This window comes from Ectopseudomonas oleovorans (assembly GCF_029845265.1).
Lineage (GTDB): Bacteria > Pseudomonadota > Gammaproteobacteria > Pseudomonadales > Pseudomonadaceae > Aquipseudomonas > Aquipseudomonas oleovorans.
Window position 1 is genome coordinate 1 of sequence record NZ_JAOCLK010000041.1, and the last position, 24,167, is coordinate 24,167.

19 protein-coding genes and 2 pseudogenes are annotated in these 24,167 nt (G+C 63.6%); 3 read left to right on the forward strand and 18 right to left on the reverse strand.

Annotation, left to right across the window (positions count from 1 at the left end):
- Positions 1–182 precede the first annotated feature (182 nt).
- The 16 genes and pseudogenes from N5J71_RS17780 to dksA form a co-directional block, all read right to left on the reverse strand.
- Positions 183–485: a DUF2845 domain-containing protein gene (locus N5J71_RS17780; RefSeq protein WP_004424380.1), complete on the reverse strand. Its 303-nt coding sequence runs from the start codon at positions 483–485 to the stop codon at positions 183–185.
- 13 nt (positions 486–498) lie between these two features.
- Positions 499–807 (reverse strand): DUF2845 domain-containing protein, encoded by a 309-nt coding sequence (locus N5J71_RS17785; protein ID WP_004424376.1) that lies wholly within the window; start codon positions 805–807, stop codon positions 499–501.
- Positions 804–2,057 (reverse strand): annotated as a pseudogene (locus tag N5J71_RS17790) (DUF748 domain-containing protein); the annotation flags it as partial. The pseudogene N5J71_RS17790 and the gene N5J71_RS17785, both read right to left, overlap by 4 nt.
- Positions 1,945–2,601: pseudogene (locus N5J71_RS17795) on the reverse strand (class I SAM-dependent methyltransferase); the annotation flags it as partial. The pseudogenes N5J71_RS17795 and N5J71_RS17790, both read right to left, overlap by 113 nt.
- A 70-nt stretch (positions 2,602–2,671) precedes the next feature.
- A complete protein-coding gene (locus tag N5J71_RS17800) occupies positions 2,672–3,544 on the reverse strand; it encodes an oxygenase MpaB family protein (RefSeq protein WP_039965002.1) in 873 nt (290 codons plus the stop codon).
- 70 nt (positions 3,545–3,614) lie between these two features.
- Positions 3,615–5,552 carry an acetate--CoA ligase gene (acs, locus tag N5J71_RS17805; protein ID WP_116617999.1) on the reverse strand — a complete coding sequence of 646 codons (1,938 nt, stop codon included), beginning with the start codon at positions 5,550–5,552 and terminating at the stop codon, positions 3,615–3,617.
- Positions 5,553–5,691: 139 nt separating this feature from the next.
- Entirely contained in the window at positions 5,692–7,356 is a 1,665-nt protein-coding gene (gene pgi, locus N5J71_RS17810; protein ID WP_279917347.1) for a glucose-6-phosphate isomerase, read from the reverse strand.
- Between the two features lie 80 nt (positions 7,357–7,436).
- Positions 7,437–8,294, reverse strand: a complete 858-nt coding sequence (gene panC / locus N5J71_RS17815) for a pantoate--beta-alanine ligase (RefSeq protein ID WP_279917348.1) — start codon at positions 8,292–8,294, stop codon at positions 7,437–7,439.
- On the reverse strand, positions 8,291–9,091 hold the full coding sequence (gene panB, locus N5J71_RS17820) for a 3-methyl-2-oxobutanoate hydroxymethyltransferase (RefSeq protein WP_279917349.1): 801 nt from the start codon (positions 9,089–9,091) through the stop codon (positions 8,291–8,293). The genes panC and panB overlap by 4 nt, the downstream gene beginning before the upstream one ends.
- A 204-nt stretch (positions 9,092–9,295) precedes the next feature.
- Positions 9,296–9,784 carry a 2-amino-4-hydroxy-6-hydroxymethyldihydropteridine diphosphokinase gene (gene folK / locus N5J71_RS17825; protein WP_004424358.1) on the reverse strand — a complete coding sequence of 163 codons (489 nt, stop codon included), beginning with the start codon at positions 9,782–9,784 and terminating at the stop codon, positions 9,296–9,298.
- Complete coding sequence (locus tag N5J71_RS17830; protein WP_206408050.1) at positions 9,781–11,175, reverse strand: polynucleotide adenylyltransferase PcnB; 1,395 nt, start codon at positions 11,173–11,175, stop codon at positions 9,781–9,783. Before N5J71_RS17830 ends, folK begins: the two co-directional genes overlap by 4 nt.
- A gap of 765 nt (positions 11,176–11,940) precedes the next feature.
- The gene (locus N5J71_RS17835) at positions 11,941–13,377 is read right to left on the reverse strand and encodes a sigma-54-dependent transcriptional regulator (protein ID WP_279917350.1); all 1,437 of its coding nucleotides are present in this window, start codon (positions 13,375–13,377) and stop codon (positions 11,941–11,943) included.
- Between the two features lie 52 nt (positions 13,378–13,429).
- Positions 13,430–16,384, reverse strand: coding sequence for a sensor histidine kinase (locus N5J71_RS17840; protein ID WP_279917351.1), 2,955 nt, complete (start codon positions 16,382–16,384; stop codon positions 13,430–13,432).
- A complete protein-coding gene (locus N5J71_RS17845; RefSeq protein ID WP_279917352.1) occupies positions 16,368–16,544 on the reverse strand; it encodes a hypothetical protein in 177 nt (58 codons plus the stop codon). The genes N5J71_RS17840 and N5J71_RS17845 overlap by 17 nt, the downstream gene beginning before the upstream one ends.
- A gap of 140 nt (positions 16,545–16,684) precedes the next feature.
- Positions 16,685–17,569 carry a tRNA glutamyl-Q(34) synthetase GluQRS gene (gene gluQRS, locus N5J71_RS17850; protein ID WP_279917353.1) on the reverse strand — a complete coding sequence of 295 codons (885 nt, stop codon included), beginning with the start codon at positions 17,567–17,569 and terminating at the stop codon, positions 16,685–16,687.
- A 50-nt stretch (positions 17,570–17,619) separates the two neighbouring features.
- Positions 17,620–18,066, reverse strand: coding sequence for an RNA polymerase-binding protein DksA (dksA, locus tag N5J71_RS17855; RefSeq protein ID WP_004424336.1), 447 nt, complete (start codon positions 18,064–18,066; stop codon positions 17,620–17,622).
- A 258-nt stretch (positions 18,067–18,324) separates the two neighbouring features.
- On the opposite strand from dksA, the gene N5J71_RS17860 reads away from it, so the two are divergent.
- Complete coding sequence (locus N5J71_RS17860; RefSeq protein ID WP_116618003.1) at positions 18,325–19,506, forward strand: pyridoxal phosphate-dependent aminotransferase; 1,182 nt, start codon at positions 18,325–18,327, stop codon at positions 19,504–19,506.
- Positions 19,496–20,203, forward strand: a complete 708-nt coding sequence (sfsA, locus tag N5J71_RS17865) for a DNA/RNA nuclease SfsA (protein ID WP_084342156.1) — start codon at positions 19,496–19,498, stop codon at positions 20,201–20,203. The genes N5J71_RS17860 and sfsA overlap by 11 nt, the downstream gene beginning before the upstream one ends.
- A gap of 17 nt (positions 20,204–20,220) precedes the next feature.
- On the opposite strand, the gene N5J71_RS17870 is transcribed toward sfsA, so the two are convergent.
- Positions 20,221–20,538 (reverse strand): Rieske (2Fe-2S) protein, encoded by a 318-nt coding sequence (locus N5J71_RS17870; RefSeq protein ID WP_084342158.1) that lies wholly within the window; start codon positions 20,536–20,538, stop codon positions 20,221–20,223.
- Positions 20,539–20,675: 137 nt separating this feature from the next.
- Complete coding sequence (locus N5J71_RS17875; protein ID WP_074859691.1) at positions 20,676–22,886, reverse strand: TonB-dependent hemoglobin/transferrin/lactoferrin family receptor; 2,211 nt, start codon at positions 22,884–22,886, stop codon at positions 20,676–20,678.
- A 192-nt stretch (positions 22,887–23,078) separates the two neighbouring features.
- Between N5J71_RS17875 and N5J71_RS17880 the strand changes: the two genes are divergently transcribed.
- Positions 23,079–24,143, forward strand: a complete 1,065-nt coding sequence (locus N5J71_RS17880) for a hemin-degrading factor (RefSeq protein ID WP_279917354.1) — start codon at positions 23,079–23,081, stop codon at positions 24,141–24,143.
- The last annotated feature ends 24 nt before the right edge of the window (positions 24,144–24,167 follow it).

Genomic DNA, 24,167 nt, shown 5'->3' on the forward strand with positions numbered 1-24,167 from the left:
GCCAGCTTCTGCCTCTGCTTCCTGAAAAAACCCGTCCGCCAGGACGGGGTTTATGGAGCGGTTACGTAACTGCCGTCCCTACCGCGACCGAAGGCCCCGCCGGTGTGACCGGCGGGGCCTTGATTTTTTGTGCCGGGTGCTCGAGATGCTTCAGGAGCGTGCGCCCTGCATGCAGTGTTACGTCAGCTACCGCGCTTGCTGCGTACTTCGGTCAGGCGGCCGCCCTCGAAGCGTAGAAAGTGGTACATGCCGCTTTTCGGGCCGTAGACCCATTCCTCGACACTCACCTCGTTGCGAAAACCGTAGCTATCGACCACTTCCTTGTAACCGAGAAAAGCGCGGCTGGAAGGTTCGCCACATTTGTTCAGCACCTCTGTGGTGGGTGCTGTCTTGCTGACCAGAGCGCTACCGCAGCGATAGGTGGAGGACGCCTCGGCCATCAGGGGCAGGCAGAGCAGGCTGAGCAGACAGCTGAGTTTGCGCATGAGAACCTCCTGTTCAGCGTTCGCGACGACGTTCGATGGCGGTCAGACGGTTACCCTCGAAGCGCAGGATGCTGAGCATGCCATTGCTCGGGCCGTATACCCATTCCTCGATCATGTACTCACGACGGTCATAGGAGCCCAGGGTGTAGCCGACCGGGTCACGGTGCACCGGCGCGCCACATTTGCGCTCGACCTCGAACGGACGGTCGCCAAGGCTGACTAGGGTGCTGCCGCAACGCAGCGTGTCGGCCTGCGCGCTGATGCTGATCAGGCCGGCAACCAGGGTAGTGAGCGTGATGATGGATAAGCTGCGCATGATCATTGGCTGTCCAGGTGCAGGGTGGTGAGCACGCGACCGTCGGCTTCGGGTTCACCCAGGTTGGCATCGATCAGGTAGACACGTTCATCGTACAACCCGCCTTGTTCAACCAGATAATCCTTGATCGTTGCAGCGCGTTGCTGAGCCAGTTGGCGCAGCAGCAGCTTGCTTTGCGCCCAGGAGTCCAGCACCGCCTTGCGCATGTTCTGCTGGCGCTGCTCTTTGTCCATTTCGGCCCATTCGGCCGGTGGCTGCTGCTTGAGGCGGGTGCGATAGATGCCTTCGAGCAGGGCGGCCTGTTCGTCTTCAGCGACCGTTAGCTCATCGGGACTGGCCGGTACCCTGTCACCACGGCGTTGCAGCACCTTGTACCAGGTTTCGCGAAATTCGCGCTGCAGGCGCTGTTCGGCCAGCAGCGGGCCGTCGGCATTCTGTGCGGCCTGGCCTTCTACCTCCAGACGCAGATTCGGGCGCTCCTCAAGCGCTTTGGCCAGCGTGTCCAGGGCCTGGCGCGCGTCGCCCTGCAGCTCCGCAGAGCCGGCGACGAACGGCACGGTGCTGAGGTCGACATTGCTGCCACCGACCAACCCGGCGATGAACTTGAACGGCGCCTGGGCCGAGCGCAACACCAGATTGCGCAAGGTCTGCCAGACGATGGGCATGACGCTGAACTGCGGATTGTTAAGATCACCCTGTACCGGCAACTCGATGGCGATACGGCCCTGGGTGTCCTTGAGCAGGGCGACTGCCAGGCGAATCGGCAGGTCGACAGCATCCGGGCTGTCGACACGCTCGCCCAGTTGCAGGTTCTCCACCAGCACCTTGTTCTCGGCATTGAGCTGGCCTTTCTCGATGCGGTAGTGCAGGTCGAGGTTGAGGCGACCCTTGCGGATGCGATAGCCGGCGAACTTGCCGGAATAGGGGGTGATGGTGGTCAGCTCGACATTCTTGAAGCTGGTAGCGATATCCAGGCTGTTGAGCGGATCGAATGGCGTCAGCTTGCCCTTGATGCTCATTGGCGCGTATCGGTCGACCTTGCCCTGGATATCGACGCTGGCGGCTTGCGGCTTCTGGTTGTCGAGTACACCGATGCGCCCGTTCATTTGCTGAACGGCAGTGGCGAAGCTGGGGGTCAGGCTGAAGTCGGCGAAGTTGGCGGATGGCTGGGAAGTAGTCGCTCTGGATGAACTGCATGGTCGGCAGCCCGGGATTGAGCGCGGCGTTCTCGCGGCCGACTGCCAGGTTGCCTTCGGCGAAGTCCAGGTTGACCACTTCACGGGCACCGCCCGCCGCCGCGCACAGGCCAACACCGCAGGTATAGGCGAACAGGTTGAGTACGGATTTGCCTGCGCTGTTGGCCTTGACCCAGCCGCGTGCATTGCGCAGGTCGAGAAATAGCAGCGGGTCCTGTCCGGCATGGCGACCGCGCACCCGGTAATTCAGGCCCCATTCCTGGCCGACCAGATCCTCCAGGGCAGCCGCCTCGGCCTGATGCAGTTCGGGGTTGCGGTTGATGCGCGAATGGCTTTTCGAGCGGTCGTTGTAGACCAGCAGCAGGGGCTGGCCGAGCCTTTCCTGAATCTGATCGGCCAGTTGCAGCAGGGCGTCATGCTCCAGCGGTTGGTGGAAGCTCTGCACCAGCAGTTGCGGGCCGTAGCGATCGACGGTCAGGCCAGGTGCGCCTTCCTGCGTGCCATGGAACAGGCGATAGCAGTAGGTGTCTTGCGAGTGCAATTGGCTAAGCAGGTTTTCACGGTCGTCGAGGGCGGCGCGCAGCGCCTGATCAAGAGCGGGCATGCGCGGCATCTCGGGGTAGGAAAGAGTGGCAGTTTATCAAGAAAAGCCGCTGCCCGAGGGAGCGCTCGCCTTATGAGTCAGGCAACAGACGGCGACGGGCGCGCTGCGCGGCGCTGTTGCGTACGGCCCAGCGCAGCAGGTTGGCGGTACGCTGCACGCTGGCGCGGATCAGCGGGCGGCGCCAGGCGGCCTGGTGTTCGCCGAGCAGGTCGCTGGCCCAGTCCGGCAGCAGGTCGACACCGGCCTGCATCATCAGGCCGCCGAAGGGCTTGGCGAGCAGGCTGGGCATCGGCGCGTCGTACAGCAGGCGCACCACTTCGCGCGTGCGCGCATCGCAGAGCAGCTGCGGGCGCATGCGTTGCAGATAATCGGCGATGGCCTGCGCCGATTTGGGCACGTCCTGCGCGCCGAGGCGCTCGGCGATCAGCGCCACTTCGCGGTAGTAGCGATCCTGTTCGGCCTGCGGCAACTGCGGGTCGACGTAGCGCAGGTAGCCGGCGAGGAACTGGCTGACCTCGGAGACATGCACCCAGGTCAGCAGTTCGGGATCGCTGGCGGCGTAAGGACGGCCATCCGGCGCATGACCGACCACCTGCAGGTGGATGCGGCGCACCTTGTCGAGCAACTGTTCGGCATCGTGCAGGCCGCCATAGGTGGTGCCGGCGATGAACAGGCTGGTGCGGCGCAGGCGGCCGAGCATGTCCTGGCGAAAGGTAGAGTGATCCCACACCCCGGCCAGTGCCAGTGGGTGAAGCATCTGCAGGAGCAGGGCGGAGATGCCGCCGACCATCATCGCGCTGAAGTCGGCGTGGACTTCCCAGACCATCGACTCGGGGCCGAACAGGCCAGCATCCCCGCGCGGCTGGTCGAGGTCGAGCACGCCCAGCGAGGCGCCGGTGAGGCTGTGCACCTGTTTTTCGATCTGACGACGTAGGCTTTCCATGGCGCGCAGTGTCGGCGCTTGGCAGGCACAAGACAAGATGCGCCCGGCCCTTTCAGGCCGGGCGCGAGGCTCAGCGGTTGAGGCGCTGATCGATCAGGCTGTCGACCACGCTGGGGTCGGCCAGGGTCGAGGTGTCGCCCATGTTTTCCAGTTCGTTGCAGGCGATCTTGCGCAGGATACGCCGCATGATCTTGCCCGAGCGGGTCTTGGGCAGGCCGGGCGCCCACTGGATCAGCTCCGGCTTGGCGAAGCTGCCGATCTCCTTGCCGACCAGGCTGAGCAAATCCTTCTTCAGCTCGTCGGAGGGCTCCTGATCATTCATCAGGGTGACGTAGGCGTAGATGCCCTGGCCCTTCACATCATGCGGATAGCCGACCACGGCGGCTTCGGCCACGGCATCGTGCAACACCAGCGCGCTCTCCACTTCGGCAGTGCCGATGCGGTGCCCGGATACGTTGATCACGTCGTCGACGCGGCCGGTGATCCAGTAGTAGCCGTCCTCGTCGCGGCGTGCGCCGTCGCCGGTGAAGTAGTAGCCGGGGTAGGGCTTGAAGTAGGTGTCGATCATGCGCTGGTGATCGCCATAGACGCTGCGGATCTGGCTCGGCCAGCTGGCCTTGATCGCCAGTACGCCGCTGCCGGGGCCGTCGATTTCCTTGCCCTGCTCATCCAGCAGCACCGGCTGCACGCCAAAGAAGGGGCGGGTGGCCGAGCCCGGTTTGAGGTCGGTGGCGCCGGGCAGCGGGGTGATCAGGATCGAGCCGGTTTCGGTCTGCCACCAGGTATCGACGATGGGGCAGCGCATGTCACCGACCACATGGAAATACCATTCCCAGGCTTCCGGGTTGATCGGCTCGCCCACGCTGCCGAGCAGACGCAGGCTGCTGCGCGAGGTAGCTTTCACCGGCGCCTCGCCCTCACGCATCAGTGCGCGCAGGGCGGTCGGTGCGGTGTAGAAGGTGTTGACCTGGTGCTTGTCGATCACCTGCCAGAAGCGCGAGGCGTCCGGGTAGTTCGGTACGCCCTCGAACATCAGGGTGGTGGCGGCATTGGCCAGCGGGCCGTAGACGATGTAGCTGTGCCCGGTGACCCAGCCGACATCGGCGGTGCACCAGTAGATCTCGCCTTCGTGGTAGTCGAACACGTACTTGTGGGTCATCGCCGCGCCAAGCAGGTAACCGCCGGTAGTGTGCAGCACGCCCTTGGGTTTGCCGGTGCTGCCTGAGGTGTAGAGGATGAACAGCGGATCCTCGGCGTCCATCGGCTCGGCCGGGCACACCGCGCTGACTTCCTTGAGCGCCTGGTGATACCAGAGGTCGCGGCCTTCGACCCAGGCGACGTCACCCTGGGTGCGCTCGACCACCACCACGGTGGACACGTCCGGGCAACTCTGCAGGGCCTTGTCGACGTTGGCTTTCAACGGGATGTACTTGCCGCCGCGCACGCCTTCGTCGGCAGTGATCACCGCGCGGCAGTCGGCATCGAGGATACGATCGCGCAGGGCATCGGGGGAGAAGCCGCCGAACACCACCGAATGCACGGCGCCGATGCGCGCACAGGCGAGCATGGCGTAGGCCGCCTCGGGGATCATCGGCATGTAGATGCACACCCGGTCGCCCTTCTTCACGCCACGGCTTTTCAGCACATTGGCCAGGCGACTGACGTTGTGGTGCAGCTTGTTGTAGGTGATGTGCGCCGACTCGGCCGGGTTATCGCCTTCCCAGATGATGGCGATCTGTTCGCCACGTTTTTCCAAGTGGCGATCGATGCAGTTGTAGGCGACGTTGAGCTGGCCGCCCTTGAACCATTCGGCGTGGCCCAGCTGCAGATCGCTGGCGTGCACCTGATCCCAGGGCTTGAACCAGCTGAGGAAGGCCTTGGCCTGCTCGGCCCAGAAGATTTCGGGTTGCTCGACGGACTGCTGGTACAGGCGCAGATAGGCGTCGTTATCCAGGTGCGCACGCTGACGCACGGCATCTGACACGGGATGGCGAGTGATCTCGAACATGGCGGGGTCCTTGTAATTATGTTTCCGCAACAATCACAAGGGTGCACCCAAGCAGGTGCTTGGTTCAAGGGGCGATGTTCAGTGGGCCAGTACAGCGCCGCCCGGCTCTCAGGTGCCGGGTGGCGCGAAGGGCGATGGATCAGCCGCGATGGCGCTCGCGGAAGTGGTCGATCAGGCCCTGGGTCGAGGCATCCGAGGCGCTGCTGTCGACCTGGCCGGTCAGGCGCTGATAGACCTCCTTGCCCATCTCCTTGCCCAGCTCCACGCCCCATTGGTCGAAGGCGTTGATGCCCCAGATGGCGCTCTGTACGAAGACCTTGTGCTCATACAGGGCCACCAGTGCGCCCAGCTCGAACGGCGCGATGCGGTTCATCACCAGGATATTGCTCGGACGGTTGCCGGGAATGACCTTGTGCGGCGCCAGGCGCTGCACGTCGGCCTCATTCATGCCCTTGGCACGCAGTTCGGCTTCGGCCTCCTCACGCGTCTTGCCCTGCATCAGCGCCTGGGCTTGCGACAGGCAGTTGGCGAACAGCCACTGGTGATGGTCGGACAGCGGGTTGTAGCTGTTGACCGGGACGATGAAGTCCGCCGGTACCAGCAGACGGCCCTGGTGCAGCAACTGGTGGTAGGCATGCTGGCCGTTGCAGCCGACGCCGCCCCAGATGATCGGCCCTGTGGCGATGTTCAGTTCGCTACCGTCCTGGCGCACGCTCTTGCCGTTGGACTCCATGTCCAGCTGCTGCAGGTGCTTGGTGAAGTTACGTAGGTAGTGGTCGTAGGGCAGGATCGCGTGGCTCTGCGCACCCCAGAAATTGGTGTACCAGATGCCCAGCAGGGCCATCAGCACCGGCATGTTTTCGGCCAGTGGTGCCTGGGTGAAGTGCTGATCCATGGCGTAGGCACCGGCCAGCAGTTCCTTGAAGTTGGACACGCCAATGGCCAGGGCGATGGGCAGGCCGATGGCCGACCACAGCGAGTAACGCCCGCCAACCCAGTCCCACATGGGAAAGATGTTCTCTTCGCCGATACCGAACTCGATGGCAGCCTTGCGGTTGCTGGTCACGGCGATGAAGTGACGGTGCAGCTGTTCTTCCGGGCCGCCCATGGCCAGGTACCAGTCACGTGCGGCCAGGGTGTTCTTCAGGGTTTCCAGGGTGCCGAAGGACTTGCTGGAAACGATGAACAGGGTGGTTTCCGGATCGAGGCGAGCGGTCAGTTCGCGGAATTCGCTGCCGTCGATATTGGCCAGGTAGTGGCAGCGCACCCCGCGTTGCGTGAACGGGCGCAGTGCTTCGGAAACCAGTTGTGGGCCGAGGAAGGAGCCGCCGATACCGATGTTCACCACTTCCTTGATCGGTTTTTCGCTGTAGCCGCGCCACAGGCCGCTGTGGATGCGACTGACCAGTTCGGTGACCTGGTTCAGGACGCGGTGCACCTCGGGAATGATGTCGTGGCCATCGAGCAGCAGGCGGCGGCCGATCGGGCTGCGCAGGGCGGTATGCAGCGCGGCGCGGCCTTCCGAGGCGTTGACCTGCTCGCCGCTGTACAGGGCGGCGATGGACTGGTGCAGGCCGGTCTGTTCGGCCAGTTGCATCAGCAGTTCCAGGCCGCGTTCGTCGATCAGGTTCTTCGAGTAGTCCAGCAGCAGCCCGCAGCTATCGAGGGAAAAGCGCTGGAAGCGCCGTGCGTCCGCTGCGAAGGCCTCGCGCATGCTGAACCCGGCCATTTCGGCGCGGTGTTGCTGCAGGGCCTGCCAGGCGGGCAGGGTGGTGACGTCGTGAGGCTGCTGGTAATAGGCCATCGGAGCTCCTGATCCACAAAAGCAAAAGGCCCGGATTGATCCGGGCCTTTGAGAGTGTAACCGGCTGCCTTTGCAGGCAGCTACTGGCGTGGCAGTTCAACCACCAGATTGTCGATCAGACGGGTGCTACCCAGCTGTGCGGCGGTCAGAATCACCAGGTGATGGTCGTCGAGCTGTGCCGGGCGCAGATTCAGCGCGTTGCGAATCTCCAGGTAGTCGGGCACGAAACCAGCGGCACGCTGCTGCGCCTGGGTACTGTCGATAAGCCGCGGGTAGTCGCGGGCGCCACGGCGCAGTTCTTCGGCAATTGCTTGCAGACCTCGATACAGCGCTGGGGCGGCGGCGCGTTGTTCGTCGCTGAGGTAGCCGTTGCGCGAGGACAGGGCAAGGCCGTCCTCGGCGCGTTGAGTCGGTGCACCGATGATCTGGATCGGCATGTTCAGGTCCTGCACCAGCGCGCGGATCACCGCCAGTTGCTGGTAGTCCTTCTCGCCGAACACGGCCAGATCAGGCTGGACCATGTTGAACAGCTTGGTCACCACCGTCGCCACACCTTCGAAATGCCCCGGACGGCTGGCGCCGCAGAGGCCTTCGGAAACACCGGGAACGCTGACGCGGGTCTGGTCACCCATGCCGTGCGGGTAGATTTCCGCGACATCAGGGTGAAACAGCAGGTGGCAGCCGGCTGCCAGCAGTTTGTCCTGGTCGGCGGCGAGGGTACGCGGATACGTATCCAGATCTTCACCGGCGCCGAACTGCAGAGGGTTGACGAAGATGCTGGCGACGACGAAGTCGGCGCGCTGGGCGGCGATTTCCACCAGCGACACGTGACCCGCGTGCAGATTGCCCATGGTCGGCACGAAGCCGATCTGCTTGCTATCGGCCCGTGCCTGGGCGACGGCTGCGCGCAACTCGCGCAGGGTTTTCACCGTGTTCATGCGGAAAAACCATGTTCGGCGGCGGGGAAGCTACCGTCCTTGACTGCCTGTACGTAAGCGCTGAAAGCACCCTGAATGCTGCCTTGGCCTTCCATGAAGTTGCGCACGAACTTCGGTGCGCGGCCCGATAGCGACAGCCCGAGCATGTCGTGTTGCACCAGCACCTGGCCATCGGTGGCGCTGCCGGCGCCGATGCCTATCACCGGAATCTTCACCGCCTGGGTGATTTCTGCGGCCAGTTCGCTCGGCACGCATTCGAGCAGCAGCATGGCTGCGCCGGCCTGTTCCAGCGCCATGGCATCGGCGCGCATCTGTCGCGCCTGCGCTTCCTGACGGCCCTGCACCTTGTAGCCGCCGAGGATATTCACCGCTTGCGGGGTCAGACCCAGGTGCGCGCACACCGGTACGCCACGCTCCGCCAGCAGACGGATCGGCTCGGCCAGCCAGCCGGCGCCTTCCAGTTTGACCATATGGGCGCCGGCCTGCATCAACCGGGCGCTGTTGTGCAGCGCCTGTTCGGTGGTGGCATAGGCCATGAATGGCAGGTCGGTGAGGATCAGTGCACCCTGGTTGCCGCGTTTGACGCAGGCAGTGTGATAGGCCATGTCCTCGACGCTGACCGGCAGGGTGCTGTCATGCCCCTGCAGAACCATGCCCAGGGAGTCGCCGACCAGCAACACGTCGACACCCGCTTGGCAGGCCGCATGGGCGTAGGTGGCGTCATAGCAGGTCAGCATGGCGATCTTTTCACCGTTCTGCTTGAGACTCTGCAGGGTGGTCAGGGTAACGTCAGGCATTTCAAAGGTCCTCGCTCAGGCTCGGTATACCGCTTCTATCTGGCTGCAATCCGGCCTGGATTGGCATCAAAGGTGCGCCCGGCGCAGGGCGACGGGACACCTATAGTCCTGATGGGGGGGCACGAAGTCAATTGCGGGTGTTACCGCTCTGTTACTGGCGTTACCGCGTTAATGCCACGCTAGAGCCTGCGCGGCCTTGCTGCCTTATTCCGGCAGGCGTTCCAGGCCGCTGAAGGGGCAGGCTTGCAGCAAGGCTGCGAGACTGCGGCCGTCCGGCAACTGCAGCTCGGCGACCAGCTCGGCCAGCGGGTAGAGCACGAAGGGGCGGGCGTGCATGTGGTAGTGCGGCACGGTCAGGCGCTCGTCGTCGATCAGGCGCTTACCGAACAGCAGGATATCCAGGTCCAGTGTGCGCGGTCCCCAGCGTTCGGCCCTGCGCACGCGACCCTGCTCCTGTTCGATGCGTTGCAGCGCGTCGAGCAACTGCCAGGGCTCCAGTGCGGTATCCAGCGCGGCCACGGCGTTGACGTAACGCGGCTGATCCGCCGGACCCAGTGGGTCGCTGATGTAGAACGACGAATGCGCCTGGAGTTGGCTGTGCGGCAACTGTGCGATGGCCTGCAAGGCCGCGCGCAGCTGTTGGAGGGGCTTGGCCAGGTTGCTGCCAAGGCCGATGTAAACCCGTTCCATCATTCGCCGCCGCTTTCGTCGCTGCGCTTGCGGCGATTGTTGTTGCTGCGGCGACGTTTGCGCGGCGCGTTACCGGTGGCTTCGCCTTTGCCGGCGAGGTCGCGAATCATCTGCCGGCGCTCGCTGTCATTGGCGTCCTGATAGTCCGTCCACCATTGGCCCAGGCCGCCGGTGTCTTCGCCGGCCAGTTCGCGCAGCAGGAGGAAGTCGTAGCCGGCGCGGAAGCGCGGGTTTTCCAGCAGCAGGTCGGCACGCTTGCCGCTACGGCGCGGCAGACGCTCCTGCATGTCCCAGATCTCGCGAATCGGGATGGTGAAACGCTTGGGTACGGCAATGCGCTGGCACTGCTCGGCGATCAGTTCGTGGGCGGCTTCCTGCATCGCCGGAATCGGCGGCATGCCCTTGTTCTGCAGTTGCAGCACGCGTGCCGGCAATGCAGGCCAGAGCAGGGCCGCAAAGAGAAACGCCGGCGTCACGGATTTGCCATCGTGAATACGATTGTCGGTGTTGATCAGTGCCTGACGAATCAGCTTCTCGGTGTACCCGGGATTGCGTTTGAGCGCTTCACCGCTGGCCGGGAACAACTGGGCGAACAGGTCGTGCTCGAGCAGCAGGTCGAAGGTGTATTCGGCGTAACCGGCGAGGAACAGCTTGAGCACTTCGTCGAACAGGCGTGCCGAGGGAATATCGCGCAGCATCGGCGCCAGGCGACGGATCGGTGCGGCGCTGTGCTTCTCGATGTCGAAGTCGAGCTTGGCGGCGAAGCGCACCGCACGCAGCATACGCACCGGGTCTTCCAGGTAACGCTGTTCCGGATCGCCGATCAGGCGCACCAGGTGGTTGCGCACATCATGCATGCCACGGGCGTAGTCGAGGATGTGTTCCTGGGTCGGATCGTAGTACAGCGCGTTGATGGTGAAGTCACGGCGCTGTGCATCGTCTTCCAGGGTGCCGTAGACGTTGTCGCGCAGGATGCGGCCGCTCTCGTTGCGTGACGCCAGATTGCTGTTCTCTTCCTCATCGCCCTGGGGGTGATTGGCACGGAAGGTGGCCACTTCGATGATTTCACGGCCGAAATGCACATGCACCAGCTTGAAGCGGCGACCGATGACCCGGGCGTTACGAAATTCGGCACGCACCTGCTCGGGCGTGGCATTGGTGGCGACGTCGAAATCCTTGGGGTCGATATCCAGCAGCAGGTCGCGAACGCAACCACCGACCAGATAGGCCTGGTAGCCGGCCTTCTGCAGGCGCTCGACCACGCTTATGGCGTGACGGCTGATCTCGTTGCGCTTGAGCGGATGTTGGCTGCTGTTCAGCACTTCGGGAGTGCTGCGTGGGCGTGGGGCACGGCGCAGAGGTGAGTGGAAAGATTTGAACAGCTTTTTCAGCATGGGATGCACTGTTTGGAGTAGTGGTCGGCCTGCTGCGCATGCGCTTGAAAATCGAATTGCGTGGGCATCACGGCGTTAAAAGCAGTTTGCTTTGGCAAGGTTTTTCAACTGCATGCGAAACGATGACCGCATGATTACTGCGGATTCTAGCATCGTGTAGGGAGAAGGTGTGTAGAAGGGCGGCAGGCGGGGATTTGAGAGGCGGAAGCTACTGGGGGAGCCGAAGCTCCTCCCCAAGTTGGTGCGTGCTGTTTTTTATTGTTATTGAGAGCCTGTTGTTTTTGTTGTTGGCTCTTCCCGGTTTACCGTGGCTTACCGGGTGCTCCCTAGAGAGGGGAGCCAATAGCAAACGGATTTCTTTGGACGCTGATGCTGCCTTAATCAACCAGTTCCGGCGCTGCCTTGAGGCAGTTTTGTTATTCTCAGCCTGGTCGCTGGGGCGAACCCCTTGCGGCAACTCCTCTCCAAAAGAATCAGTTAGCTGCGCCTCCGTACCTTGTTGTTCTTGTTGTGCTGGAGTCGTTACGTCTTGTTCTTATTGTGTAGGGCATTGCTTGTTATTGTTGTTGTGCCAGAGATAAAGCAGATGCCGTGCCAGTTTTTGCGATTCCTTGTAAATCAAGGGTTTGCGGCAGGTTTGGGTGTTGGATGGGGGAGGGGGAGCCGGATTTTCGTTACCGATAGACCCGGCCTTTGTTACGAGATATTGAAAAGGTAACAACCTGTGGAACCCCGGCGCAGACAGGTTGTCACCGAGGCGTTAACTCAAGGGCTGCTGGTTACGCCGGTTTTACGCCGTGGAATGCCCAGGCGCTGACGGCGCTCCCACAGGCATTTGCGACTGATGCCCAGCTTGCGCGCCAGCTCGGTCTCGGTCATGTGGTCCTGGTGTTCGAGGACGAAGTGCTGGAAGTAATCTTCCAGTGACAGGTCCTCGGTCGGCTCGTGGCTGTTGCCACTGCTCTGTCCGCCTGCCGCCGGCAGGCCGAAGTCCTCGTCATCCAGATCATCCAGCTCAATGTCGATGCCCAGCAGGTCCGCGGAAATTTCCGCACCCTCGCAGAGAATCACTGCGCGCTCGATGGCGTTTTCCAGTTCGCGCACGTTACCCGGCCAGGGGTAATGGCGGATCGCTTGCTCGGCATCATGAGTGAAGCGCAACGGCTCGCGGCCCATACGGGTGTACTGGCGCACCAGGAACGCCTGGGCGATCTCGGTCACGTCGCTACCGCGCTCGCGCAGCGCCGGCAGCTTGAGTGCTATGACGTGCAGGCGGTAATACAGGTCCTCACGGAATTGGCCGGTCTTGGCCAGGGTCTTGAGATCGCGGTGCGTCGCGGCGATCAGGCGCACGTCGACCTTCTGCGACTGCACCGAGCCGACCCGGCGAATTTCGCCTTCCTGTAGCACGCGTAGCAGTCGCGCCTGGGCTTCCAGCGGCAATTCACCGATTTCGTCGAGGAACAGCGTGCCACCGTCGGCCGCTTCCACCAGGCCGGCACGCCCGGCGCTGGCGCCAGTGAAGGCGCCTTTTTCGTGGCCGAACAGTTCGGACTCGATCAGGGTCTCTGGAATGGCCGCGCAGTTCACCGAAATCAGCGGCGCCTTGGCGCGTTTGGAGAGGTTGTGCAGGGCGCGCGCGACCAGTTCCTTGCCGGTGCCGGACTCGCCCTGCACCAGTACATTGGAGTCGGTGGGGGCGACCTTGCGAATCTTGCTGTAAAGCTCCTGCATGGCCGCGCAGGAGCCGATGATGCCGATCTCGCCGTTGGCGTTAGCCGTCGCCTTTTCGGTTGCACCATTGCGCGTGTTATCGCTGGTGGCGACAGGCGCCGGTGCGCGCCTGGCTTCCTGGTGGTCACGCAGAATGCGGGCAACGGCCTGCAGCATCTCGTCGTGGTCGAAGGGCTTGGCGATGTAATCGACCGCGCCCATCTTCATCGAGTCCACCGCCGAGCGCAGGCTGGCGTAGCTGGTCATGATCAGCACCGGGGTACCTTCACCCAGTTTGATCAGTTCGGTACCTGGTGCGCCGGGCAGGCGCAGGTCACTGACGATTAGGTCGAAGGTGGGAATGCTGTAGCGCTCCTGGGCTTCCTGTACCGAGCCAGCTTCGCTGACCTGGTACTGATTGCGTTCGAGCAGGCGGCGCAAGGCAGAGCGGATAATGGTTTCGTCTTCGACGATAAGAATATGTGGCATCAATTCGGTCTCTCGACGGTCACGGAGGTGCCATGGGCGCCTCTCTCGCTGTTTACATCGCTACGGACGTCGCCTCGACATGCCTCGGCAGGGTGACCCGAATACGAGTGCCCAGTTGGCGCTCGGGGTCGGCCGGGCTGTCGATTGTTATCTGTCCATAATGCTCTTCCACGATCGAATAGACCAGCGCGAGGCCCAGGCCTGTCCCTTCGCCTGGATCCTTGGTGGTGAAGAAAGGCTCGAACAGGCGGTCGATGATCGCCTTGGGAATGCCGCTGCCTTCGTCCTCGACGATCAGGTCGACGGTGTGCTCGCTGGCCTCGCTGCGCACGCGGATGGCGCCGCCGGGGGGCGAGGCATCACGCGCGTTTGAGAGCAGGTTGATCAGGACCTGAGCCAGACGCTGTGGGTCGCCACAAGCCCAGTGCTGCGGATCGCAGAGGTTGTAGAACTGGATATCGAAGTTGCGCTTGTTCAGCGACAGCAGGCCGATGGCGTCCTGCGCCACGTCGGCCAGGCACACGGGGTCGTCGCTGCGCTGGTGGCTGCCGGAGTGGGCGAAGCTCATCAGTGACTGGACGATGCGCGAGACGCGTTTGGTCTGTTCGAGGATCTGCCCGCTGATTTCGGTCAGTTCGGCGTCGTTCTCCCGCTCTTCACGCAGGTTCTGCGCCAGGCAGGCGATGCCGGTGATGGGGTTGCCGATCTCGTGGGCCACGCCGGCAGCGAGGCGACCGATGCTGGCCAGGCGTTCGGAGTGCACCAGTTTGTCTTCGAGCATCTGGGTTTCGGTCTGATCCTCGACCAGCAGCACCAGGCCACTGTTACCGGGCGCCAGTGGTTCGTTGATGGCCGCCTTGTGCAGATTGAGCCAGCGAATCTGGCCATCGAGCGCCAGGTGCTTCTTGTGCAGGTGCTGGTCGGGGCGTTCGATGAAGTCCTGCAGCAGGCTTTTCCAGGGTTCGCTCAGGGTGCTCAGGCGCGAGCCGACGATGCGCTGGGCAGGGATGTCGGTGAGTTCTTCCATGGCGCGGTTCCACATCAGGATTTCCTGATCCTTGGCCAGCGAGCACACGCCCATCGGCAGCTCCTGCAGGGTCTGGCGGTGGTAGCGGCGCAGGGCATCGAGTTCGGCGGCGAGGCCGGTGAGGCGTGACTGGTAATCTTCCAGGCGGCTTTCGATGAAGTGGATGTCCTCGGTGACATAACCTTCGGTGCCGGATTTGTAGGGCAGGAAGGTTTCGACGATGTCCTGTGCCACGCTCGGTCCCATCAGGCCGGACAGGTTGGCCTCGAGGCGGTCACGCAGGCGACGCAGGGCGTAGGGGCGGCCTTCGTCGAAGGGCAGGTGCAGATCGCGCAGCGCCTGCTCCACTTCGCGCTGGGCGGTCTTGGCGCCCAGTGGCTTGGCCAGTTGCGCGGCGAAGTCCTGTGGCGACACGGCGACCAGTTCGCGGCGTTGCGGGCGGCGTACGTTGTCCACCGCGCAGGCTTCGGCGGCGCTCTTTTCCTCGGGGCTGGCTTCGCTGAACAGTGACACCAGGGTGAACACCAGCACGTTGGTCGCCAGCGAGGCGATGGCCGCCAGGTGCCAGCTGGCGTCATCGAGGACGTAGATGGCGTTGAACAGTGGCAGGTAGAAACCTTCCTGGTTGCCCAGCAGCGGCAGTAGCATGGTCAGCGCCCAGACGCCGGTGCCGGCCAGCAGGCCGGCGATGAAACCGCGCCGGTTGGCCGTTTGCCAATACAGCACCGACAGCACGCCGGGCAGGAACTGCAGGGTGGCGACGAAGGCGACGATGCCCAGATTGGCCAGGTCCTGCTGGGCGCCGAGCAGCAGGTAGAAACCGTAGCCGGCCATGATGATGAAGGCGATCAGCGTGCGCCGGGTCCACTTCAGCCAGCGGTAGATATTGCCTTCGGCCGGTGGTTGGTACAGCGGCAGCACCAGGTGATTCAGCGCCATGCCCGACAGCGCCAGGGTGCTGACGATGATCAGCCCGCTGGAGGCTGACAGCCCGCCTATGTAAGCGAGCAGGGCCAGCGTCTCACTGTTGACGGCGATGCCCAGGCCCAGGGTGAAATATTCCGGGTTGGTGGTGGCGCCCAGTTTGAGGCCGGCCCAGAGAATCAGTGGCACGGCCAGGCTCATCAGCAGCAGGAACAGCGGCAGGCCCCAGCTGGCGCTGACCATGGCGCGTGGGTTGAGGTTCTCGGTGAAGGTCATGTGGTACATGTGCGGCATGACGATGGCCGAGGCGAAGAACACCAGCAGCAAGGTGCGCCATGGCCCTTCCTGCAGCGGTGTGTGCAGCGTGGCCAGTGCCGTTTGGTTCTGTACCAGCCACAGCTCCAGCTCGCGTGGGCCGCCGAATACCTGATACAGCGCGTACCAGCCGATCACGCCGAGGGCGACCAGCTTGACCAGCGACTCGAAGGCAATGGCGAACACCAGGCCTTCGTGTTTCTCGCGGGTGGCGATATGGCGCGCGCCGAACAGGATGGTGAAGAGGATGATCAGCCCGCAGTAACTCAGCGCCACTTTTTCCTGCAGCGGTTCGCGACTGAGGATGCCGATGGAGTCGGCTACCGCCTGAATCTGCAGGGCCAGCAGCGGCAGCACGCCGATAAGCATGAACAGGGTGGTCAGCGCCCCGGCCCAGGTGCTGCGAAAACGAAAGGCGAACAGGTCGGCCAGCGATGACAGCTGGTAGGTGCGGGTGATGCGCAGGATCGGGTAGAGCAGCACCGGCGCCAGCAGGAACGCACCGGAGACGCCCAGGTAGCTGGCGAGAAAGCCGTAGCCGTACTGATAAGCCAGGCCGACCGTGCCGTAGAAGGCCCAGGCGCTGGCGTAGACGCCCAGTGACAGGGTGTAGGTCAGCGGGTGACGGATGATCCGGCGGGGTACAAGGCCGTGTTCACTGGCCCAGGCGACGCCGAACAGCACTAGCAGATAGCCGGCGCTGATCAGGATCAGTTCGCTCAGGCTAAAGCTCGTCAGCATCGTCTTGGCTCTGAAGAATGAAGGTGACGACGATCAGGATCAGCCACAGCAGATAAGGCCGATACCAGGCGCCATTGGGGTCGATCCACCAGTCCATGATGGCCGGTGAGAACAGGTAGATCCCCACTACCAGGATCAGAACCAGTCGGTAGATATACATGTGACATCCCGTCGAAAGATGCCACGATGGTAAAGGATGCCGCACATCGCAAGCCACAAACTTGAAGCCAGCTCGCGTAGCCCGTATATGGAATCCGGGGATGCCTGCACCATCGTCCCCGGATTACGTTCGGGCCACTACTACTTCAATTGCGCTTCGGCCAGGGTGCGGCTGCGGGGAATGCGGGTGGCATCCCAGTTGGCGATGCCCCAGGCCAGTAACTCGGCGGGGGCTGCACCTTGCAGCTCGGCTGGCGGTTGCTGGCCCAGCGCACGCAGGGCGCGCAATAGCAGCGGGCTGGCCTGGTCGGCGGGCAGGGGCGGCGAGCGGTAGCTTTTGCCCAGCTTGTGGCCGTCCGGCTGGATGATCAGCGGCACGTGCAGGTAACGCGGCTGCGGCAACCCGAATAGTTCCTGCAGGTAGAGCTGGCGCGGGGTGGAGTCGAGCAGGTCGGCGCCGCGCACCACGTCGGTCACACCCTGCCAGGCATCGTCCAGTACCACCGCGAGCTGGTAGGCAAACAGGCCATCGCGGCGGCGAATCACGAAGTCGCCCACTTCACGGCCCAAGTGCTGGCGGAACTCACCCTGCACACGGTCGACGAAGTGATAATCCAGCTCCGGTACGCGCAGACGGATCGCCGCGTCGTGATCGGGATGACAGGCGTTGCGGCAAAAACCTGGATAGATGCCGGCGTAGCCTTCGAGCTGCTTGCGCGAGCAGATGCAGGCATAGGCCAGCCCCTGGGCGAACAGCCGGGCAATCACGGCGGCGTATTCGCCGTGGCGCGCACTCTGGCGCACCAGCTGGCCATCCCACTCGAAACCGTAGGTCTCCAAGGTGCGCAGGATAGCATCTTGGGCGCCGGGGACTTCCCGGGGCGGGTCGAGGTCTTCCATGCGCAGCAGCCAGCGGCCGCCAACGGCGCGAGCGTCGAGATAGGAGGCGAGGGCGGCGACCAGCGAGCCGAAGTGCAGATAGCCGCTGGGCGTTGGGGCGAAGCGCCCGATATAGGCAGTGTTCATGGAGCCAAGGCCAGAAACAGAGCGGGGCGCCTGAGCGCCCCGTCGACAGATCAGGAACCGACCTGTTTTTCCTTGATTTCCGCCAGCGTCTTGCAGTCGATGCACAGGGTCGCGGTCGGGCGGGCTTCGAGGCGGCGGATGCCGATTTCGACACCGCAGGAGTCGCACCAGCCGTAATCGTTGTCTTCGATCAGCTGCAGGGTCTCGTCGATCTTCTTGATCAGCTTGCGCTCGCGGTCACGGGCACGCAGTTCCAGGCTGAATTCTTCTTCCTGGCTGGCGCGGTCGGCCGGGTCAGGGAAATTGGCCGCTTCGTCCTGCATGTGGTGCACGGTGCGGTCGACTTCCTGCATCAGCTCCAGCTTCCACTTATTGAGGATGCTGGTGAAGTGAGCGCGCATCGGCTCGCTCATGTATTCCTCGCCCTTCTTTTCCTGATAGGGCTCGAAACCACGCATCAGCTGGCTGGTGCTTTGGGCTTTTTCTTTTGTGGGCATGGATGACGCCTCTCACTCTTTCAATTCCATCGCGCAGGTAAATCCGTTGCCAGGTGTTTGCCCGGCCCTGCGGCTGCAAGCGGGCGAACTTACCAGATCGAATCGGGGCGCGCTACTCCCGGTTGTCTCTGCCCTGCCCAGGCTGTGAGCGAAATCCTCACAGGGCTGAGCAACAAGCGTAGCGGTGCTTTTGTGCCCTTGCCGAGGCCCGAAGCCGCCCTGCTAGAATCCGCGCCTCGCAACCCTGAAGACAGAACCATGGCTCAGCTCTACAGTGCGCGCAGTCGCGCCATCGAACCCTTCCATGTGATGGCCTTGCTGGCGCGTGCCAACGAGTTGCAGGCAGCCGGTCACGATGTCATCCACCTGGAGATCGGCGAACCGGACTTCACCACGGCCGAGCCGATCATTCGCGCCGGTCAGGCCGCGCTGGCGGCCGGGTACACTCGTTACACCGCCGCGTGTGGCTTGCCGCAACTGCGCGAAGCCATTGCCGGCTTCTATGCCCAGCGTTACCGGCTGAGCATCGATCCGCAGCGTATTCTGGTTACACCGGGCGGCTCCGGCGCACTGCTGCTGGCCGCCAGCCTGTTGGTCGACCCGGGCAAGCACTGGTTGCTGGCCGACCCGGGCTACCCGTGCAATCGTCATTTTTTGCGCCTGGTCGAAGGCGCCGCGCAACTGGTGCCCGTCGGCCCGGACGTGCGTTACCAGCTCACCCCGCAATTGGTAGAACGGCATTGGGACTCAGGCAGCGTCGGCGCCCTGGTCGCGTCGCCGGCCAACCCGACCGGCACCTTGCTGCACAAGGATGAGCTGGCGGCCCTGTCGACCTGCCTCAAACAGCGTGGCGGTCATCTGGTGGTGGACGAGATCTACCACGGCCTGACCTACGGCTGCGATGCCACGAGCGTGCTGGAAGTGGACGACGATGCCTTCGTCCTCAATAGTTTCTCCAAATATTTCGGTATGACCGGCTGGCGCCTGGGTTGGTTGGTGGCGCCTGAGGCGGCGGTGCCTGAGTTGGAGAAGCTGGCGCAGAATCTCTATATCAGTGCGCCGAGCATGGCCCAGCATGCCGCGCTGGCCTGCTTTGAACCGGCCACGCTGGCGATCTTCGAAGAGCGGCGTCATGAATTCCAGCGTCGCCGTGACTACCTGCTGCCGGCATTGCGTGAGCTGGGCTTCGGTATCGCCGCCACGCCTGAAGGCGCCTTCTATTTATATGCCGACATCAGCGCCTTTGGCGGCGACGCCTTCGCTTTCTGCCGGCACTTCATCGAAACCGAGCATGTGGCCTTCACCCCGGGGCTGGATTTCGGCCGTTACCAGGCCGGGCACCATGTGCGCTTCGCCTATACGCAGAACGTCGAGCGTCTGCAGCAGGCGGTCGAGCGTATCGCCCGCGGCCTGAAGAGCTGGAAGCCCGATGCGCTTTGATCCGCCGCTGGAAGAAGGGCGCCTGCTGCGCCGCTACAAACGCTTTCTCGCCGATATCGAGACCGCCAGCGGCGAGCAGATGACCATCCACTGCGCCAACACCGGCTCGATGCTCAACTGCATGAGCGAAGGCTGTCGGATCTGGTTCAGCCGCAGCAACGATCCAAAGCGCAAGCTGCCGGGCAGTTGGGAAATCAGCGAAACGCCGCAGGGGCGCCTGGCCTGCATCAACACCGCACGGGCCAACGCGCTGGTGGAAGAAGCGCTGCGTGCCGGGCTGATCAGCGAGCTGGCCGGCTTTACCGCGCTCAAGCGCGAGGTGGCTTACGGGGTGGAAAACAGCCGCGCCGATTTTCGTCTGGATTACCCGGAAGGGCCGGCTTATGTCGAGGTCAAGAGCGTGACGCTGGGCTTCGATGGCAGCGATGTGGCGGCCTTTCCCGATGCAGTGACGCAGCGCGGTGCCAAGCACCTGCGCGAGCTGGCCGCGCTGGCGCGTGCCGGAGTGCGCACGGTGCAACTGTACTGCGTGAGTCTCTCCGGCATTCGCGCAGTGCGCGCCGCCGAGGAAATCGATCCGACCTACGCGGCGGGATTGCGTGATGCCAAGGCTGCGGGGGTGGAGGTGCTGGCCTACGGCGCCGAGCTCAGCCCTGAAGGGATCACCCTGGTTCGCCGGCTGGAAGTTCTGACGTAGAGTGCGCTGTGCGCGCCCTACGGCGCGATCCAGATTCCGCTCGCGTCTTCCTTGCACGCCAGCCTTTGCAGCGCCTGGCCCTCGCACGGGCCGGCCACGCATTCACCGCTCTCGATCAGAAACAGTGCGCCGTGAGTCGCACAGCGGATCAGGCTGCGGCTGTCATCGAGAAAATCGTCTGGCCGCCACTCCAGGGCGATGCCGCGATGTGGGCAGCGGTTGATATAGGCGTGAACCTGACCGTCCCTGCGTACTGCAAGCAGGTTCAACTGGTCGAGCACGAAGCCCCGGCTCTGACCCTCGGCCAGTTCCTGTGGGGCGCACAAGCGAATCATCGCGGTTTCCCGTTAGCGTAAAGGTCGACGACCTCGGATGACCTTCCTCCGGCAGGAAGAAGGTGGCGCATAGCGCCGCAAGACGGGCGGATTATCCCGTAAGAAGGAGGAGGGCGCATCCTTGCGCCAAGTGGAACTCAGAACTGCCAGGAGGCCGACACGCGGAAGGTGCGACCCGGCTCGCTGTAGTAGTCGACTGGTTGCGGGCTGGTGCGGCCGCCAATGCTGGGCACATTGAGGGCGTTCCAGTACTTCTTGTCGAACAGGTTGAACAGACCGGCCTGCAGTCGGACGCCATCCAGCGCTGCCGGTTGCCAGTAACCGGTGAGGTCGACCACGCCATAGCCGGGGGCCTTGAAGTCGCTGTCGTTCTCGACCTTGTCGCGACGGCGGGCGGCGGTCAGCATCAGGTCCGCACCATAGTGCTGCTGGGTGTAGCTGAGGCCGAGGGTGCCGGTCAGCGGGGCGACCGAATTCAGGTGCTGTTTGGTTTCGCGGTCCTTGCCTACGGCCCAGGCGACCGAGCTCCAGGCTTGCCAGGAGGGTGCGAACTGCCACTGTGCGGTGCCCTCGGCGCCGTAGATGCGCACCTTGTCGCGGTTCTCCATCACCTCGAAGAAGGTCGGGAATTCTCCGGCCTGGAAGCCATAGTCCTCTTCGTTGGCGGTGATGCTGTCGATGAAGTTCTTGTAACGGTTGTCGAACAGGCTGACGGAGCCGCCCAGATGCTTGTCGCCCAGGCGCGCGCCGACTTCGTGGCCGGTGCTTTCTTCGGGCTTGAGGTTGGGATTGCCGACGCGCGCGTAGCCCATGCCGGAGTTGGTGAAGGTGCTGTACAGCTCGTTGACGTCCGGTGCCTTGAAGCCCTGCGCCCACTGCGCGTAGAGGGTTGCCAGCTCGTGCGCCTGCCAGGTCAGCAGCAGGCTGCCGGACCACTTGGAGTCCTTGTTTTCGGTCAGCATCACACTGTCGCCGGCCAGCACGTAACCGCTGGTGCCGCTCTTGGGTTTGTACTCGTAGCGGTCATAGCGCACGCCCGGCGTCAGGGTCAGTGTGTCGCTGAGGGCGATATCGTCTTTCAGGTAGAGGCCATACAGATTGCCCGGCGTCTTCGGCATTTCGGCCTGATTGGTGTGCAGGTTGATGCAGGAAAAGTAGATGCCGGCGGGCGTGCTGTCCGGGCGCGGCGGGAAGGGCGGTACCAGTACGCTGGGGCAGGCATCGTAGCCGCCGCTGTACTGCTCGGCCTCGATGCGGCTCCACTCCGCGCCGAGGGTCAGGTTGTGCTGCCCCAGTTGCTTGCCCAGGCTGCCGTTGATGCCGTATTGGGTTTTCTCTATCTCGTTGTTACGGCCGAACGGGCCGGCGAGGGTTCCGGCGCGAGTGGCGTCCACCTCGTCTTCGCGACGCAGCTTCTGCCAGTAGACGATGGTGTCGGCCCAATCCAGCAGGCTGTCGCTGCTCTCGGCACGGTACTGGTGGTCGAAGGACAGGCGCTTGCGCTCGTTGCTCTCGCGGGTTTCATAGTGCCGTGGATAGTTGGCGGTGCCCTGGTTGATGCGGCTGTCCATGTCTTCTGTGCGCTCGAACAGTTCGGCGGTCACACCGACGCGGTGCCCGCCGCCGAGCTTCTGCTGAACCTTGAGCAGCAGGCTGTGCTGATCGGTGTCACTGGGGTTGGCCTCGGTGCGCTGGCTGCCCAGAACGTCACGGTTGCCCTGGTTATCGAGCTCGTGCCCCTTGCGCCCGCCAGCCTGGAGCAACCAGGAAGTGTCGTTGAAACGACCGGCCAGCGCGGCATTGAGCCCCCAGCTGCGGTCGGCGCTGTCGTAGTCGTTCTTGATCATGCCGGCGAACTCGTCCTTGTCGCCCAGCAGATCGTCCGGGTTCAGTGTGCGCAATTGCAGCGCTCCGCCGAGGGCGCCTGAGCCAACCTGGCTGGAGTTGGCGCCGCGCACCACGTCGATGGAGGACAGCCCCTGGAAGTCGATGCTATTGAGGCCGCCGTTGACGTCGCGCACGGCGTCGTTCAGCCAGGGCATGCGAATACCATCGAGGGTGGTGAGCACGCGGTCGCGGTCCAGACCACGGATGTTGATGCTGTTGTTGCTGCGGTTGTAGTTCAGTCCCGGCTCGGCACGGCGCGACAGGTCATCGAAGCTGCGAATCTGTCGGCGTTCCAGCGTCTGGGCGTCGGTCTGGGTCGTGGTCGGCAGCGGTTGCTTGGCCGCCATTCCAGTGACCTCGACAGCGGGTAGCTCGGCCGGCGTTTCAGCCAGAGCCAGTGAAGGGCACAGCAACAGCAGCGCGAGCCAGGAGCGGCGAGCGAAGGGCGGGCGAACGTGCATGGTGATACTCCGGTGCATGCGTGGCAGCTCTGCGACTGCCTGGTTGGCGACGGCGCAAGACGTTAACCAGATTACTTATTTGATGCAAATAATTCTCAGGTAGATTATCGTTATCTCAAATTGCACTGCCGTGTCGGTACGCGCTCGTGTCGCCGACGGTGGTGATAACTGCCCGTGAGAGAGGAAATCCCGATGAGTACCGCAAATAACTTGGCAGCCCCGGCTGCCGGTCTTTACCAGGCCTGGCAAAGGCTGCGTGATGAGCAACCCCGTCTGCGCGCCCGCGAAGCAGCGGCGCAGCTAGGTGTCAGCGAGGCCGAGTTGACCGCTAGCCGCCTGGGCATCGACGCGCAGCGCCTGCGCCCGGATTGGGCCGCGCTGCTGCCGGCGCTTGGCGAACTCGGTCGGGTCATGGTGCTGACGCGTAACGAGCATTGCGTTCATGAGCGCAAGGGGCTGTACCGTGAAGTGAGCGTTGCCGCATCCGGGCAGATGGGCCTGGTGGTGTCTGCCGACATCGACCTGCGCCTGTTCCTCGGTGGTTGGGCCAGCGTGTTCGCCATCGCCGAGGAAACCGCCAAGGGCACCCAACGCAGCATCCAGGTGTTCGACCAGCAGGGCGTCGCCGTGCACAAGGTCTACCTGACCGAGCGCAGCGAGCTGGACGCCTGGCAGCCGCTGGTCGAGCGTTTCGCCGGCGAGCAGAATGCCGAGCTGCAATTGCTGCCACCGCCAGCCGCACCAGCGCGCAAGGCCGATGCGGAGGTCGACAGCCAGGCGCTGCGTGAGGGCTGGGCGACACTGCAGGACACCCACCATTTCTTCGCCCTGCTGAAAAAGCATGAAGTCGCGCGCACCCAGGCGTTGCGCCTGGCGGGTGAGCAATGGGCGCAGCCGCTGGCGACCTCCGAGCTTACAGTGCTGATGGAGCAGGCCGCTGCCCGTGAAGTGCCGATCATGGTGTTCGTCGGTAACCGTCACTGCATTCAGATCCACACCGGCCCGGTGCACAACCTGCGCTGGATGGACAGCTGGTTCAACGTACTCGACCCCGACTTCAATCTGCACCTGCAGACCCGTGGTGTGGTCGAGCTGTGGCGCGTGCGCAAGCCCAGCGTCGATGGCGTGATCACCAGCCTGGAAGCCTTCGATGCCGACGGCGAGCTGGTCGTCCAGCTGTTCGGCGCACGCAAGCCTGGCATGGCCGAGCGTGATGACTGGCGCGAGCTGGCCGAGTCACTGCCGGTGCTGGCCTGATCCGTGCCGGCTCCCAGCGGGGGC